We start from the raw sequence: 15333 nt of genomic DNA, 5'->3' as shown, positions 1-15333 counted from the left end.
TTCTCCCCCATCTTCAAAAAATCATTTTTTCTAGTTGATCTATGATAGACCTTAATTCTTGTTCTTGTTTTAAGTAATGTAAAAGTGCTTCAACCAAGTATGGATCAGCTTCATCAGTTTTTTCTAATTCTTGTAGTTTCCTGACAGCATCTTGATATTTCTTTATTTGATCATCGGGTATATTCAAGCTATTCACTGCTATGACAAGCTCACTAAATAGCTTCTCTAGTACTTCATGATCCAAAGGCTCATGTAATTTTTCTGTATTAAACAAAGATGATTCTTTGAGAATTGGTTGTAAGTGTTGTCTTGCTGCAACTAGAGCGTCGAGACTTGAGATAATAAACTTACTTACATCTACGGTGGATATTTTTAAATCGTAAAAAATGATGAGTCCCATGTATTCCTTCATCATACCTTCGAGAATTACGGTAAGGTCACATGCTAGTAAGTCAATTGCGTCACCATAAGCTGCTTCTAGCAATTGTTTATGCATCCGCAATAAATCGGTTCGAAACTTTTCCATTAATTCCGTCATGTCATTTCCTTTTTTCGATGGAAACTCTTTGAATACGGTTAATAGAAAAGAACGATTTTTGTGTGCGAGTCCAAGTTCTGTTTCTATTTGTTTCTGAAGTAATTGTTTGTGTGAAGTATGGTCAGAACTGTCATTGTGATAAGTGAATATAGCGGCATGATGATCTTTAATTAGTTCTGTAAACAACTGTTCTTTCGAATCAAAATGATTATAAAAGGCACCTTTTGACATACCTGTTTCTTTTGCGAGTTGTTGAATAGAAGTAAGATGATAGCCGTTTTCGGAAAAAATACGTTGTGCAGTTTCTTTTAATTCTAGTTTTTTGCTCAATGAGGAACCTCCTTTCTGTGTTGTAACCGATTGGTCAATAAGGTGACTTATTGGTCAATAATCCATGATAAACATTTTATTGTACTGTTGTGAAAAAGTCAAAGAAAGGAAACTTTTAAAAAAGAGTTGACTTTATAAATAGTTTTCATTATATTTATTAATAATTTAAAATGGAACGCGATGAGAAGGACATGAGTTTTTCTATACGGTTTACAGAGAGGGAAGGGTGCTGGGATCTTCCTAACTAATAAGATAAACTTACCACCTTTGAGTAGTACTAGTGAATGAAGTAATTAGTACCGTAAAGCTACGATACAGCACAATGAGCCGTCAACTTTTTTTTGGCGGGAAGTTGGGTGGAACCACGAGACTTAAACACACATGCTCGTCCCTTTGATAGGGATGTTTGTGTGTTTTTTTAATACAAAAAAATGAATACGTGAATGCAATGATAAGGACATGAGTGATGTTTTACGGTTTACAGAGAGGGAAATCTCGGCTGCAAATTTCCTAACACGAAAACATGTCTTACCACCTTAGAGCAGTCCGGATGAACAAAGTACTCCGAACCGTGAAGCTACGATACAGCTGAAACGAAGCCATCATACAAATCTGTTTGATGGGAAGTTGGGTGGAACCACGGGTAAAAGCACGCTCGTCCCTTTTGTAGGGATGGGTGTGCTTTTTATTTTGAATAAGAGGAGTGTTAGTTATGAAACAAGAAGAAATTATTGTTCAATTTCCGGATGGAAAGGAACAGAATTATCAAAAGGGTGTGTCACTCGCAGATGTTGCAGGATCGATTAGTTCGAGCTTAAAAAAGAAAGCAGTCGGTGCGAAAGTAAACGGGGCACCTATGGATCTAAGTCATCATTTGCAGGAAGACGCATCGATTGAGTTTTATGATCTACAGGCAAATGCGGGAGTGGAAGTCATGCGCCATTCAGCGGCACACATACTTGCGCAAGCCGTAAAGCGCATATACGGAAACGTCCACTTTGGTGTGGGACCCGTTATCGAAAATGGTTTTTATTATGATGTTGAATTGGAAAAAACACTTGCAGCGAGTGAGCTTTTGGCTATTGAAAAAGAAATGAAAAAGATTGCATCCGAAAATATAATGATCAAGCGTGAAGAAGTGTCAAGAGACGAAGCGAAAGAAATCTTTGCTAAGGATCCATTAAAGCTTGAATTATTGCAAGATATTCCGAGTGAGGAAGTTGTTACTGTGTACAGACAGGGTGAATTTGTTGATTTGTGCCGTGGGCCACACTTACCGTCGACAAAGTTTTTAAAAGCATTCAAATTAACACATGTGTCTGGAGCTTATTGGCGAGGGGATAGCAACAATAAAGTGCTACAACGCATTTATGGTGTTGCTTTCTCTTCACAAGCGGAACTAGAGGAGTATTTTCATTTCTTAGAGGAAGCGCATAAACGTAACCACCGAAAGCTAGGAAATGAACTTGAGTTATTTATGTTTTCGGAGGAAGCGCCAGGCATGCCGTTTTACTTGGCAAATGGACAAATCATTCGAAATGAATTGGAGTCTTTTTTAAGGGGAATTCAACATTCTTTTGATTATCAAGAAGTTAGAACACCACTCATGATGAACCAACGACTTTGGGAGCAGTCAGGTCATTGGGATCATTATAAAGAAAATATGTATTTTTCAGATGTAGATGACCAACGCTTTGCGCTTAAACCGATGAATTGTCCAGGTCATATGTTGGTGTTTAAAAATAAGTTGCATTCGTACCGAGAGCTACCAATCCGGATGGCTGAATTTGGTCAAGTACACCGTCATGAATTTAGCGGTGCATTAAATGGATTGTTACGCGTTCGTTCTTTTTGCCAGGATGACGCCCATCTTTTTGTTAGGCCAGATCAAATCGAAGATGAAATCATGTCTGTACTAAAGCTGATTGATGATGTGTACAGTACTTTTGGTTTTGACTACGATATTGAGCTTTCGACTAGGCCAGAAGATTATATGGGGGAAGAAGCTTTATGGGACCAAGCAGAAGGGGCATTAAAGCAAGTATTATCAAAACGAGGCGTTGCATATCGAGTGAATGAAGGGGGCGGTGCGTTTTACGGGCCGAAAATCGATATTCACATTAAGGATGCTCTAAAAAGAAGTCATCAATGTGCAACTGTTCAACTTGATTTTCAAATGCCGGAGAAGTTTGATCTTACTTATGTGGATGAGCAAAATAATAAGGTGCGACCAGTCATTATTCATCGTGCTGTATTTGGATCAATTGACCGTTTTCTCGGAATATTAATCGAGCATTATGCAGGAGCATTTCCGGTATGGCTTGCACCAGTGCAAGTAAAAGTGATTGCAGTATCCAATGAAGTCCATCAACAGTATGCAGAATCAGTCAAGGATCGATTTAAGGGAGCGGGGATTCGAGTCGAATTAGATCTGCGTGAGGAAAAATTGGGTTATAAAATAAGAGAGGCACAGATGAAGAAGGTGCCTTTTATCCTCGTGGTTGGTGATAAGGAAATGGAAAACCAATCTGTTCATGTAAGAAGGTATGGAGAGCAGGAATCAGAAGCGGTGGATGTGGAAGTGTTTTTGTCGAACATAAAGCAGGTTATTGCGGGTAGAGTTTTAAATGAAGAATAAAATTTGTGAGTAGAAGGGACTGCGAGGCTTAGTGCTAAATAGTTAAGTGATTTGGATATTGGGAGGTATTGTGTTGAACAATACCTCTTATTTTTATTGCTAACTATGTCACGACGTGATATAGTAATGATATAACATATGTCATAGCGTGACATAAAGGAAGGGTTACGATGAACAAAATTATAAAAAAATACGTGCCAATGACAGAGACAGCTTTTTACATCCTTTTATCATTAACAGAACCTAGGCATGGATACGGCATTATAAAACGAGTAGAAGAGATGACGGAGGGACGTCTTATCCTCGGATCCGGCACGATTTATGGTACGTTGACAAAAATGCAACGCGATCAGGTCATAACGATTTATTCGGATGAGAAGCGGAAAACCATCTATGAAATTACTAGTTTAGGAAAAGAACTAATGCAAGTAGAGATGGGACGTTTAAAAGAACTACATGCTAATGTCTTGCGTTATGAGGAGGACTTTAAATGATAAAAAAGGTAAGGTTGTTTTGGAGTTACCAGGTAGATAAAACAGAACGATGGCTAGAAGAAATGGCGCTACAGGGTTGGCATCTTATTGGATTTAATCTTTGGAATCGTGTGTTTACATTTAAAAGAGGAGAAAAAAAGGATCTTACGTACCGCATCCAATATGGCAAGTACATCGAATTATCTCCTACATTATTAAAAAATGGCTGGAATGCAGTTGCTGCAGAAGGGAAGTGGATGTTCCTTTCGAATGAACAGCCGAATATCACGCTATATCCTGTGAGAGATGCGATGATCAAGCGGAACCGTCTGCATGCCTATCTGTTTAGCCTAATCGCGATCTTTCTCCTGTCAGTCCATATACCAATCTATTTAATCTCATTCGCTTTAGTTAACACTAGCATATTGCCAGATGGATTATGGACAATTTTACCATTATTCATAGTGGATGTTTTGTTAGCTGCTTTTGCTATATATGTTTTTAGATCGTATCGTTCGTTTGAGGTTCGGGAAATGGATGCAAGCATACATCCTATTAAGAAAGGTGAAAAGATGCGAAAAATCAAATTAGGGTGGATGTACCATTTAGAGGAAACGAAAGAGTGGCTCGAACGAATGGCTGAAGAAGGCTATGAATTAGAAAAAGTTAAAGCTGCTCTTTTCACCTTTCGTAGAAAAGAGGCGAATATGATTAAATATGAGTGTGCTTTTGAATTCAAAGTTCAGCCTTCCTTTTTTTCGACACATAAAGAACTAGGTTGGCAGCTCAAGTTTTCTTCTAATATATCTTTGTTAAATTACTCAATATGGGCAATGCCTTATGACAATGACGCGGAAGTGCCACAGTTTACGTATGATAAGAGTGAGAAAAGAGAGTCGATGAAGCGTGCTTTTAAAATGAATATCGGAATGAGTATCTATTTGATTGCTATTTTATCGTTCTCACTTTACACGAACACACAAATAATGGATGAATCTTTCATAAATTGGAGTTTTAGTGGATTCATCCGACCGGTATTATGCCTTTTATTAGTGTTGTGGTGTGTGAAATGCATGCAGATATTTTTAGGGCATAGGAAAAATATGAGGCGAATGAGATGATGAAGTAGCCATTATTGTATGGGGTTTTATAAAACATACAGGAAAATTGAGTTATTGATCAAACGTTTGTACAAATAGTATTTTATTTCTATATAGAAGAGTTTACGTAAGCACATAAGGTAATTTGTATAATGATGTTCGTTAAACGGAGAGAATTGTCCTTGAACCATGTTATCTGTCAAAGAGAATATTTCCTTGGAAATAATTGAGATGTCTTGTTGAGATATGGCGAATGTAATCTTTTGTTTTGCATATAATGTCAGGCTTGTCGAGTATAGCAAGAAAGAGTAAAAGATAGATATTTTTTTAAGTGTTAGTCGCTTACAACGAAGAAAGAGGGACTAACACTCCTTTTTTTGAGGAATCCGTTGTCACAAGAAGAGTGTAAGTTAGTTCAAGAATTGGACATATGAAAAATAATGCTATTACATATAAATGATATAAAATATAATTAGAGTTACAACATTGAAAAGGCTACCGGTGTGATAGTCTCCTTGGTTAATAAACGAAAGTGTATATTTTTTGAATAGATAATTGGAGGGTGAATGCGGGTGGGCAAAGAGAGGATTGTTGTAATTACTGGTGCAAATTCAGGAATTGGAAAGACGGCTGCGCACATGTTTGCAAAAGAGGGCCATTCAGTTGTTATGGCCTGCCGGGATCTTGAAAAAAGTAAGCATGTTCAACAGGAAATTAAAGAGGAATCGAACAATACTAGGATTGATTTGCTCAGACTAGATATGAGTTCTTTTGCGTCAATTCGTCAGTTTTGCACAGTATTTAAGGAAAAGTATGAGCGGTTAGACGTTCTAGTCCACAATGCTGCATATTTCAATCACGGTTCAACATATCGATTGAGTCCAGACAATATTGAACTCACATTTGCTACAAATACCTTTGGGCCTTATCTCATGACTACATTACTACTAGAGCATTTGAAAAAATCATCAGATGCGAGAATCCTACATGCCTCTAGTAGCATAACCAAGCATTTTTTTGACCCTAAACGACAAATTGACTTTGATCAAGTAATAGGTGAGATGGAAAATGTAAAGGGATTTAGTGTGTATAACATGTATTGTCAGTCGAAAATGGCACTTATTTTACTTACATTTAAAATGGCGAAAGAGTTTGAGCAATATGGTATCAAAGTCAATGCGCTGCAAATTAACGGTGCAAAAATGTCGAAGGAGACCCTTCAAAAAGTAACGCCAAAATGGAGAATGATAGCAAGAATACAAAATCTATTTTTTCCTCCTCCAGAAAAAATGGCGGAGATTTATGTTTACATGTGTACGTCCGATGCATGTAAGGAGATGACAGGAAAACTTATGAATGATAAGAAGGAGATAATGGTGAGAGGTGTGAAGAAGCCTAATCTTCTTATGGAGATTAAACAATTGGTAGGGACTAGCTACTATCCTTTATATGCGGATCAACAGGAAAACCAGGATAAAATGTGGGAGCTATGTGAAGAAGTAGCGAATCATAGGTAAGGTGTTTGGAGGGGAATGGGTTGGAGCATTTTGAATTTCGTCAATTAACTGCAGGAGATTGTCACCGGTTGAGAGATATCGACGCCTCGCAATATATAAAAAATGCATGGAGAGAAGTAGATGGTGAGCGCAAATTAATTGCAATAGACTATCATGATAAGGGTTGGCCGAATGGATATGATGCCCATCATCAAGCATTACTAGAAACGATAGAAAATAGCGGCATTGCGATCGGTGCTTTTGATCAGGAGCGAAAACTAGTAGGGTTTGCGAGTATGAACCGGGAGTTATTTGGTGAAAAGTACAAGTATGTTCTTTTAGACCAACTATTTATTACAGTAGAACTACGTGGTAAAGGAATTGGTAGCAAGTTGTTTATGTTAGTGGCGGAAGTTGCTAAACAATGGGAAGCAGAGAGATTATATATTTGTGCAGGCTCTGCAGAAGACACGATTCAATTTTACCATTCCATCGGATGCCGAGAAGCAGAAGAAATAAACAAAGAACTATATGAAAGTGACCCAAGAGATGTACAACTAGAGTATGTGTTGTAAACATAGGGACGGTTCTTGTGTTTCCAAATTGGAAACACAAGAACCGTCCCTGCGTTCACGTTTTGATTAAAAAGCCCCTGAACCGCCGCCGCTGCCACCAACGCCGGTTCCGCCACCAGTGCCACTGCTACTTCCATCCATCGTTGCTGCAGATACAGTTCGATCTGCTTCATTGAAATGATTGGTTAACGTTCCTGAAAGGATCATAAGCATAACCATATCGTTCGATGACACACCAAGATCAGTAGTAGGTTGAGCTGACATGTTTTTTAGGAATGCTTCATTTTTTGTCTGCATCTGTTTATTACCAGTACCGATGGCATAAATGAACGCCTTCATTTGTTCGTCACTCATCCATTCATTCCATTGCTTTTCCTCTATATTTGCGTACCTCGTGCTAAATTGTTGCCACTCTTGTTTGATTCGAACACCTTTCTCTGTTCTTGGTTGGTAAAAAAGAGCGAATCCAAAGAACGAAAAACTGAGGAAAAACGATAGAGTCATCCACCAATAAAGCTCATAAACTAAAAACAGAATAGCTGTCGGAATTAGTAACATGCCAATTATCCCGGTTGTCAGACGCATAGCAAGTTTCTTCTCCATCAATTGATTTTGTTTTATTTCAGTTTTGATCGCCTGGTACCATTCTGAAAGATATTTATGGTAGTAGGATTGATTTAGTTTCTTCTTCGTATATGTTTCAAGGTCTGAAGTAGAGAACTTTCCTTTATTACCGACCTTATAAAATAGCCAGTCGATTAATATGCTTTCGTGTTCATGATCCGTGTTTTGGTGGACCACAACAAACTCATTTTCTGTTTCTCTCTTTACGAGTCCTTTACGAACTAAATCCATTAAAGCTGCTGAAATTAACGGGCCATTCCCAGCCGTTTGTCTCATGTAGAGAATTGTTGCGGGTAGGCTCATTTCTTCTTTTGGTAAAAAGGAAGTTTGTAACGTATTTCGGTCTACTTCCCATAACGTCATTCGTTTCTTTCTCCAGGCTATAATAAATACAGTTACTAAACAAACGGTAAAGAGTCCAATCACAAATGGGGCAATTTTGCTAAAAAGGTCTTGTCGATTTTCAAAGGCGATCAATTTTTCCTTAAGTGCCGTTTGTTCGGCTATAATAGCATCACGTTTATTTTCCTCTGCTATTATGTTAGCGCTTGGGAAAAGAGACGCATCATATGCAACTTGTATATTGCCGTTTTCTCCACTCTGTACTTTCCCTAAGGCAAAGTGGGCTATACCATCTACTTCGGAATGAAGAGTATTTTGTGCTTCATCGTATCCAAATGCAATGACCTCTTCTGTTGATTGTGGAGGATGAATATAGATATCCATGTTTGCATAAGTAGATTCATTCGTACTGTCGAAAAATGACCAGTAGAATTGTGCAACATCTAAGTAACGATCTACGCCATTTTTTATGGTGTATGTAAGATCAATAGTAATACTTTCATCCGAACCACTGCGATAGACTTTGTATAGATTATTGTCCTGCTCCACTTTTAATGCTTGGTTATTTTCGTGTGCCTGAACATTCTCAATTGGTGTGTTTTCTTTCTGGTGAAGTGTACGGGTAATCCCATTAAAGTCCCCATCAAATTGATATTGATGCTGTTCCGTCACTTTCACATCACCGTTTTCTTGCAAGTAGGCGTTAATTTGTGTGTTTTCTATCGAAAAATCTACTGCCAATACCGACATTGGCCATAATAATATCGAAATCGAAAAAACAAGGAAGAATATTATTTTTTTCATGAATGGTCAACTCCTCTATTTTGTTATACGACTCAAGAGAGGAAAAGTTTCATCAAAATAAGCAGGGATGGTATTATAACGAATCCGTTTCGTCTGAGAAATCTCCAATTTTTGTTGTGGAGATGGGTCTTGTGTTTTTAAGGGAATACAAAATAATTTTATGTATATTTATATCCTAAATATTAGAAGATAAGATGTAGCAAAAAAAAGAGGTGATGGAAAATGGATATCAATCCAGATGAATTACACAATTATTTTGATGCATCTATTTTAGACTATAAGGAAGGTAGTTCTCGGTTTAGAGAAAGACTTCCTAAGATGACACAAGGTTATTTTGACTTTACCGAGGCTTGTTTTCAAGATGGTGCCATAGCTAAGAAAGAAAAACAACTAATGGCTTTAAGCATTAGCATTTATGCACAAGATGAATACTGCATTATGTACCATACGAAAGGTGCTGTCGAAAACGGTGCAACGGAGGATGAAATTATGGAGACCGTTGCAATTAGCGCAGCTTTGGGCGGAGGCGCAGCCTTCTCGCAAGGTGTTACATTAGCAATGGATACATTTGATTATTATTCAGAAGTAAAACATTAAAGTAAACAGGAAAACGGTTCTTGGTTTCCAATTTGGAAACACAAGAACCGTCCCTATGTTCACGTTTTTATTTTCCTGCTAGTTCTGTTTTCTTTGCTTCTGTTTGTTTTAGGTCGAAGCGGTCTGCATTCATCACTTTTACCCATGCAGCGATAAAGTCATGGACGAATTTTTCTTTGTTATCGTCTTGTGCATATACTTCTGCAAGAGAGCGAAGTACAGAGTTAGAACCAAACACAAGGTCTACTCTTGTAGCAGTACGAACAACTTCCCCAGTTTGGCGGTCGCTTCCTACATAAAGGTTACTTTCAGTTGGCTTCCACTCAATTCCCATATCAAGTAAGTTAACAAAGAAATCGTTTGTAAGTGTGCCAACTTTTTCTGTGAATACACCGTGTTCTGTACCATCATGGTTAGTGCCTAGTACACGCATACCACCAATTAGTACAGTCATTTCTGGTGCAGTAAGTCCAAGAAGTTGAGCTTTGTCGATCAGAAGTTCTTCTGGGCTTACACTATATTGCTGTTTCTGGTAGTTACGGAATCCATCAGCAACAGGCTCCAATACTTCAAAGCCTTCTGCATCTGTTTGTTCCTGTGTTGCATCTCCGCGACCAGGTGCAAATGGAACGGTAACATCAAAGCCAGCATCTTTTGCAGATTTTTCAATTGCAGCACTTCCACCAAGTACGATTAAATCAGCAAGGCTAACTTCTTTAGCAAAATTAGACTGAATTTCTTCAAGCGTGCTTAGTACGCGAGAAAGTTGTTCTGGTTGATTTACAGCCCAATCTTTTTGTGGAGCAAGACGGATGCGGGCACCATTAGCGCCACCACGGAAATCAGAGCCACGGAACGTACTCGCAGAGGCCCATGCTGTTGTGATTAATTCACTAACAGTAAGTCCTGAATCTAAGAGTTGTGTTTTAAGGTTTTCTACATCTACTTCTGTTAAATCATAATTACCTGCTGGAACTGGGTCTTGCCATATGAAATCTTCTTCCGGAACTTCTGGACCAATGTATCTTGCTTTAGGTCCCATATCACGGTGAAGAAGTTTAAACCACGCACGTGCAAATGCATCAGCAAATTCTTCAGGATTTTCATGGAATCGACGAGAAATTTTTCCATATTCAGGATCATGACGCAATGCTAAATCTGTTGTAAACATCACGGTTTGTACTTTTTTCGAAGGATCTTCTACGTCTGGTGCAAGATCCTCCTCTTTAGGATCAACAGCAAGCCACTGCCATGCGCCTGCAGGACTTTTCGTTAGCCACCATTCATATCCGAATAACATATCAAAGAAACCATTATCCCATTTGGTTGGGTTAGGCGTCCAAGAGCCTTCAAGGCCACTAGTGATTGTATCTCGGCCTTTACCACTGCCATATGTGCTCTGCCAACCAAAGCCTTGTGCTTCAATTGGAGCAGCTTCTGGTTCTGGTCCAACGTGAGCAGCATCACCAGCACCGTGTGCCTTACCAAAGGTGTGACCACCAGCGATTAGTGCAACTGTTTCTTCATCGTTCATTCCCATACGACCAAATGTATCACGAATATCATGAGCAGCAGCAAGTGGATCTGGCTTACCATTTGGACCTTCTGGGTTTACATAAATAAGTCCCATCTGCACAGCCGCAAGTGGATTTTCAAGATCACGTTCACCTGAATAGCGCTTATCGTCTAGCCATTCTTTTTCTGCGCCCCAATAAACGTCTTCTTCTGGATGCCAAATGTCTGCGCGTCCTGCACCGAAACCAACTGTTTTTAATCCCATGTCTTCAATCGCAACATTCCCTGCTAACACAAGTAAGTCAGCCCAAGAAATTTTATTTCCATACTTTTGTTTAATTGGCCATAGTAAGCGGCGTGCTTTGTCTAAGCTAGCGTTATCTGGCCAGCTATTAAGTGGAGCGAAACGTTGAGAACCAGTACCACCACCACCTCGGCCGTCACCAGTACGATATGTACCTGCAGCGTGCCAAGACATACGGATAAAGAATGGACCATAATGACCGTAATCAGCAGGCCACCAATCTTGACTGTCTGTCATGAGATTATGCAAGTCTTGCTTCAATGCATCGTAGTCTAGTTTTTTAAACTCTTCTACATAATCAAAGTCTTCACCCATTGGGTTTGATTTCTTGTCATGCTGACGTAAGATGTTCAGGTTTAATGCGTTTGGCCACCAATCTCTATTTGTCGTACCACCAGATGTCTGACTCGTAGCACTACCGTGAAATGGGCAACCTTCAATATTAGCATTCTCTTTCTTGTCCATATAGTTCCTCCTCCAAGTTAAAGTGACGAAAATAATTATGTTTTTATAGTAGAAACTACTAAACAATAATTATTTTAATCTCTATAATTCTATTATAAATAAAACTTACGTAAATATGGACAAAAAAGCACCGATTCTTTAAAAAAAATTAAAACGCAAATGACACAAAATGTACAAAAAGCAGAAACACGGGGACGGTTCTTGCGTTTCCATTCTATGAAATGGAAACACAAGAACCGTCCCCGTGTTTACGTTACACTCGTATATAGTCTGTGTAGACGGGTTGTAGTCCTTTGCTGCGAATGATTTGGTCGATTTCGCTTACGTCACGTTCGTCTGAGATCTCAAACTGTTCGTCGCCTTGTTGCTCATCACTATGCCCACCAACTCCGACGTTTACGCCAGCAGACATTTTGTTGGCCACCATTCCGATTACTTGGTCTCGGAATCCTGCTCTTTCACGTGTTGAGATCGTAACGCCTGCGTACGGCATGAATAAGCGATAGGCTAGCATCACTTGTAGTAGCTCTTTCTCATACACATCTTTAGAATTATTATCTGCATTGTTAATGTAAGGTTTAATTCTAGGTGTGGAGAACGAGATCTCTGCATGTGGATACTTTTGTTGCACAAGATGAGCATGTAAACCTGCTGCAAAAGCATCCTTTCTAAAATCATCTAACCCAAGTAGTGCACCAAAGGCAACCCCGCGTAATCCACCTTTTAATGCGCGCTCCTGTGCATCAAAGCGATATGGAAAACTACGTTTCGATCCCCATTTGTGTACTTCTGCATAGGTATCTGTGTCGTATGTTTCTTGGTAAACGGACACGAAATCAGCACCACACTCACGGATGAAGGTATATTCATCTGTATTAAGCGGATAAATCTCAATCCCGATAGTAGTGAAATATTTAGTTGCTAGTTTAACAACGTCGCCGATATATTGAACATTTGATTTATAACGGGACTCGCCAGTAAGTAACAAAATTTCCTTAAGTCCCGTATCGGCAATGGCCTTTAGCTCTTCTTCTGCATCTTCCATTGATAAAAGCGCACGTTGAATTTTGTTCGTCGCTTTAAATCCACAATAAACACATTCATTTGTACAGTAATTGGCAATGTATAAAGGTGTGAATAGCGAAATCGAATTTCCAAAATGCTTTCTCGTTTTTGCCATCGCTTTTCTAGCCATTACTTCTAAATAAGGCATTGCTGCCGGCGACAATATGGCTTTATAGTCCTCAAGCGATAAATGCTCCTTGCTAAGTGCTTTTTCTACATCAAACTTCGTATATTGCTTATAATCGTATTCCCCTATAGCTGTTAATACTTTGTCCATAAGGTCAGATTCAATAACTTCCATCCCGTCCTGATACGCCATATGATCTACGATTCGTTTAGCCATCATTAACCCTCCAAAAATCCTGTTAGTGGACTAGATGCTTCCCCTTCAAATTCCAACACACGTCCTAAACCTGCAAGATAAGCATTGCGTCCTGCTTCAATCGATTGTTTGAATGCTTTCGCCATCAGTGCGACGTTGCCTGCTGTTGCGACAGCTGTATTACACATAATCGCGTCAACTCCCATTTCCATTGCTTCACATGCTTGAGACGGGCGACCGAGTCCAGCATCGACAATGATAGGTAAGTCAATTTCGTCTACTAGAATTTGAATGAAATCCTTTGTGCTGAGTCCTTTATTACTTCCAATTGGAGACCCTAAAGGCATGACAGCAGCTGCACCTGCGTCGACTAAAGAACGAGCGGCATATAAATCTGGATACATATATGGCATAACGACAAAGCCTTCTTTTGCAAGGATCTCGGTTGCTTTCGTAGTTTCATAGTTATCCGGTAGTAAGTACTTCGAGTCAGACATTACTTCCACTTTGACAAACTCCCCACATCCAAGCTCCCTCGATAAACGAGCAATTCTTACTGCTTCTTCTGCATTTCTGGCACCGGATGTATTTGGTAGTAACGTGATGTTATTTGGAATGTAATCTAAAATATTTTCTTCTCCACCCGCATTTGCACGACGTAAAGCAAGTGTCACCATTTCAGCCTCTCCATGTTCAATAACTGCTTTGATTAACTCTAATGAAAATTTCCCCGAACCTAAAATAAATCTAGATTGAAATTCACGACCACCGATCATTAACTTGTCACTCATATTGTCAAAATCCTCTCTCGTTTTGAATGATGTCTTGTGTTTCCTAGACTTGTTTATTATTAATCTCTCAACCTCCACCGACAAATCGGACGATTTCCAACGTGTCAGTATCGCTTAGCTGCACATTAGCATACGTATCTCTTGAAACAATTTCCCCGTTATATTCCACTGCGATTGTTGTCACATCATAATTTTGACTGGTTAAAAATGCATACAAAGTCTGTCCATTCTTTAACGTAACGGTAGTGCCATTTACTCTCATGTATATTACACCTCCTAAATTTTTCCATTAAAAAAGCACAAAACGAGTTAACACCCTTTCGGTGGTGTTCCCCATTTTGTGCTTTCGATGTATGAATTTATAGTACAATCATATAAAAAATACGATTCCTCGTCAAGGGTTGTAAACAGGGGGACAGATCTTGTAAGCAAGGGGACGGTTCTCCCGTTTCCATAAATGGAAACAGGAGAACCGTCCCCTTGCTTACACCTAAATTTTTATAAAGTTAAGTTAGAATCGTTAACTTTAGTTAAACCTAGTCTTCTTAGACCAGCTAGATCTAGAATGCTAAATCCAACCTTAGAGAAAATAGGTAAAATAATAAAAGCTAGTAAATCAACAATGCTTTGCGTAAGCCCTAAACCAGATGGTCCCAATAACCAAACTGTAGGATAAGCAATCCAAAACAAGGTAAGATATAAGGCTGTACGGGTATAGTGTTTCCCTAACTCCTCAGATGAAGTTGTTGCTATTTGGCGTAGAGGGTACCAAATAATATATAGGATAATAACAAGTGCGATTACGCCAAGACTATACCAAATATATTTCTGTGCTCCCTCAGAGAAATCTGCAATTAAACCTGTCAAAATCATAAACACATCTGCACCTATTAGTGATCCGATAATAGCCTTATCTTTCTGCTTTTTGTAGAACATTGCTGTTAAGGAAAGGGCGAGTAAGAGCAATGGTGTTGTGACAACCCAATCGAGATATCTTGCAAAGTAAATCGTTCTTTCATTCATTTCTAAGAAGCCCTGTCCCAAAGCAATGGACATGTATGCGGTGCCTGACCAACAAGGAATAAAGATTGCAATTACATATTCATATCTAGGTACTCCAGAGGGGTTTCTGCTCAATAAATAAAAATATAGAGCCCCAATTGCCATAATGATAAAATAAATCCAATGTAATGTGTACATTAAATATCTCAACCTCCACAAATTAACTTGTTACTCAGTATAGGGAAGTTTCCTGCTTTTCATACAAAAGGAAACATGGGGACGGTTCTTGTGTTTCCAAAATGGAAACGCAAGAACCGTCCCCATGTTTCCAAAAAAATTGTTACAACTTTAT

The 15333-nt window shown here is 38.9% G+C and carries 13 protein-coding genes and 1 other annotated feature; of the genes, 6 read left to right on the top strand and 7 right to left on the bottom strand.

Annotation, left to right across the window (positions count from 1 at the left end; genetic code table 11):
- Nucleotides 1-13: 13 nt before the first annotated feature.
- On the bottom strand, nucleotides 14-868 hold the full coding sequence (locus NYQ66_RS12195; protein ID WP_259869859.1) for a TetR/AcrR family transcriptional regulator: 855 nt from the start codon (nucleotides 866-868) through the stop codon (nucleotides 14-16).
- A 171-nt stretch (nucleotides 869-1039) separates the two neighbouring features.
- Nucleotides 1040-1264: a binding site (T-box leader), on the top strand.
- A gap of 316 nt (nucleotides 1265-1580) precedes the next feature.
- On the opposite strand from NYQ66_RS12195, the gene thrS reads away from it, so the two are divergent.
- The 5 genes from thrS to NYQ66_RS12170 all read left to right on the top strand — a co-directional run bounded on the left by thrS (nucleotide 1581) and on the right by NYQ66_RS12170 (nucleotide 7150).
- Nucleotides 1581-3506: a threonine--tRNA ligase gene (thrS, locus tag NYQ66_RS12190; RefSeq protein WP_259869856.1), complete on the top strand. Its 1926-nt coding sequence runs from the start codon at nucleotides 1581-1583 to the stop codon at nucleotides 3504-3506.
- Between the two features lie 170 nt (nucleotides 3507-3676).
- Entirely contained in the window at nucleotides 3677-4000 is a 324-nt protein-coding gene (locus tag NYQ66_RS12185) for a PadR family transcriptional regulator (RefSeq protein WP_259869854.1), read from the top strand.
- Nucleotides 3997-5100, top strand: coding sequence for a DUF2812 domain-containing protein (locus NYQ66_RS12180; protein ID WP_259869852.1), 1104 nt, complete (start codon nucleotides 3997-3999; stop codon nucleotides 5098-5100). Before NYQ66_RS12185 ends, NYQ66_RS12180 begins: the two co-directional genes overlap by 4 nt.
- 551 nt (nucleotides 5101-5651) lie before the next feature.
- Nucleotides 5652-6596, top strand: a complete 945-nt coding sequence (locus tag NYQ66_RS12175) for an SDR family NAD(P)-dependent oxidoreductase (protein WP_259869850.1) — start codon at nucleotides 5652-5654, stop codon at nucleotides 6594-6596.
- A 20-nt stretch (nucleotides 6597-6616) separates the two neighbouring features.
- Nucleotides 6617-7150 carry a GNAT family N-acetyltransferase gene (locus tag NYQ66_RS12170; RefSeq protein WP_259869847.1) on the top strand — a complete coding sequence of 178 codons (534 nt, stop codon included), beginning with the start codon at nucleotides 6617-6619 and terminating at the stop codon, nucleotides 7148-7150.
- A gap of 66 nt (nucleotides 7151-7216) precedes the next feature.
- Here the strand turns inward: NYQ66_RS12170 and NYQ66_RS12165 are convergent, their stop codons facing one another.
- The gene (locus NYQ66_RS12165; protein WP_259869845.1) at nucleotides 7217-8920 is read right to left on the bottom strand and encodes a DUF2207 domain-containing protein; all 1704 of its coding nucleotides are present in this window, start codon (nucleotides 8918-8920) and stop codon (nucleotides 7217-7219) included.
- 222 nt (nucleotides 8921-9142) lie between these two features.
- Here NYQ66_RS12165 and NYQ66_RS12160 point away from each other — a divergent pair, with 222 nt between their 5' ends.
- Entirely contained in the window at nucleotides 9143-9517 is a 375-nt protein-coding gene (locus tag NYQ66_RS12160; protein ID WP_259869843.1) for a carboxymuconolactone decarboxylase family protein, read from the top strand.
- Nucleotides 9518-9584: 67 nt separating this feature from the next.
- Here NYQ66_RS12160 and katG read toward each other — a convergent pair whose 3' ends face one another.
- The 5 genes from katG to NYQ66_RS12135 form a co-directional block, all read right to left on the bottom strand.
- Nucleotides 9585-11801, bottom strand: a complete 2217-nt coding sequence (katG, locus tag NYQ66_RS12155) for a catalase/peroxidase HPI (RefSeq protein WP_259869841.1) — start codon at nucleotides 11799-11801, stop codon at nucleotides 9585-9587.
- Nucleotides 11802-12054: 253 nt separating this feature from the next.
- On the bottom strand, nucleotides 12055-13209 hold the full coding sequence (gene thiH, locus NYQ66_RS12150) for a 2-iminoacetate synthase ThiH (protein ID WP_259869839.1): 1155 nt from the start codon (nucleotides 13207-13209) through the stop codon (nucleotides 12055-12057).
- 2 nt (nucleotides 13210-13211) lie between these two features.
- Nucleotides 13212-13979, bottom strand: coding sequence for a thiazole synthase (locus tag NYQ66_RS12145; RefSeq protein WP_259869837.1), 768 nt, complete (start codon nucleotides 13977-13979; stop codon nucleotides 13212-13214).
- A 67-nt stretch (nucleotides 13980-14046) separates the two neighbouring features.
- Nucleotides 14047-14241 carry a sulfur carrier protein ThiS gene (thiS, locus tag NYQ66_RS12140; RefSeq protein ID WP_259869835.1) on the bottom strand — a complete coding sequence of 65 codons (195 nt, stop codon included), beginning with the start codon at nucleotides 14239-14241 and terminating at the stop codon, nucleotides 14047-14049.
- Nucleotides 14242-14477: 236 nt separating this feature from the next.
- Nucleotides 14478-15179 carry a bacteriorhodopsin gene (locus NYQ66_RS12135; protein ID WP_259869833.1) on the bottom strand — a complete coding sequence of 234 codons (702 nt, stop codon included), beginning with the start codon at nucleotides 15177-15179 and terminating at the stop codon, nucleotides 14478-14480.
- Nucleotides 15180-15333 lie beyond the last annotated feature (154 nt).

The organism is Aquibacillus koreensis, assembly GCF_025154055.1.
GTDB classification, from domain to species: Bacteria; Bacillota; Bacilli; order Bacillales; family Amphibacillaceae; genus Aquibacillus_C; species Aquibacillus_C koreensis.
Note: the sequence above shows the minus strand (reverse complement) of the source record. Positions and strands in the feature narration are given on the sequence as shown.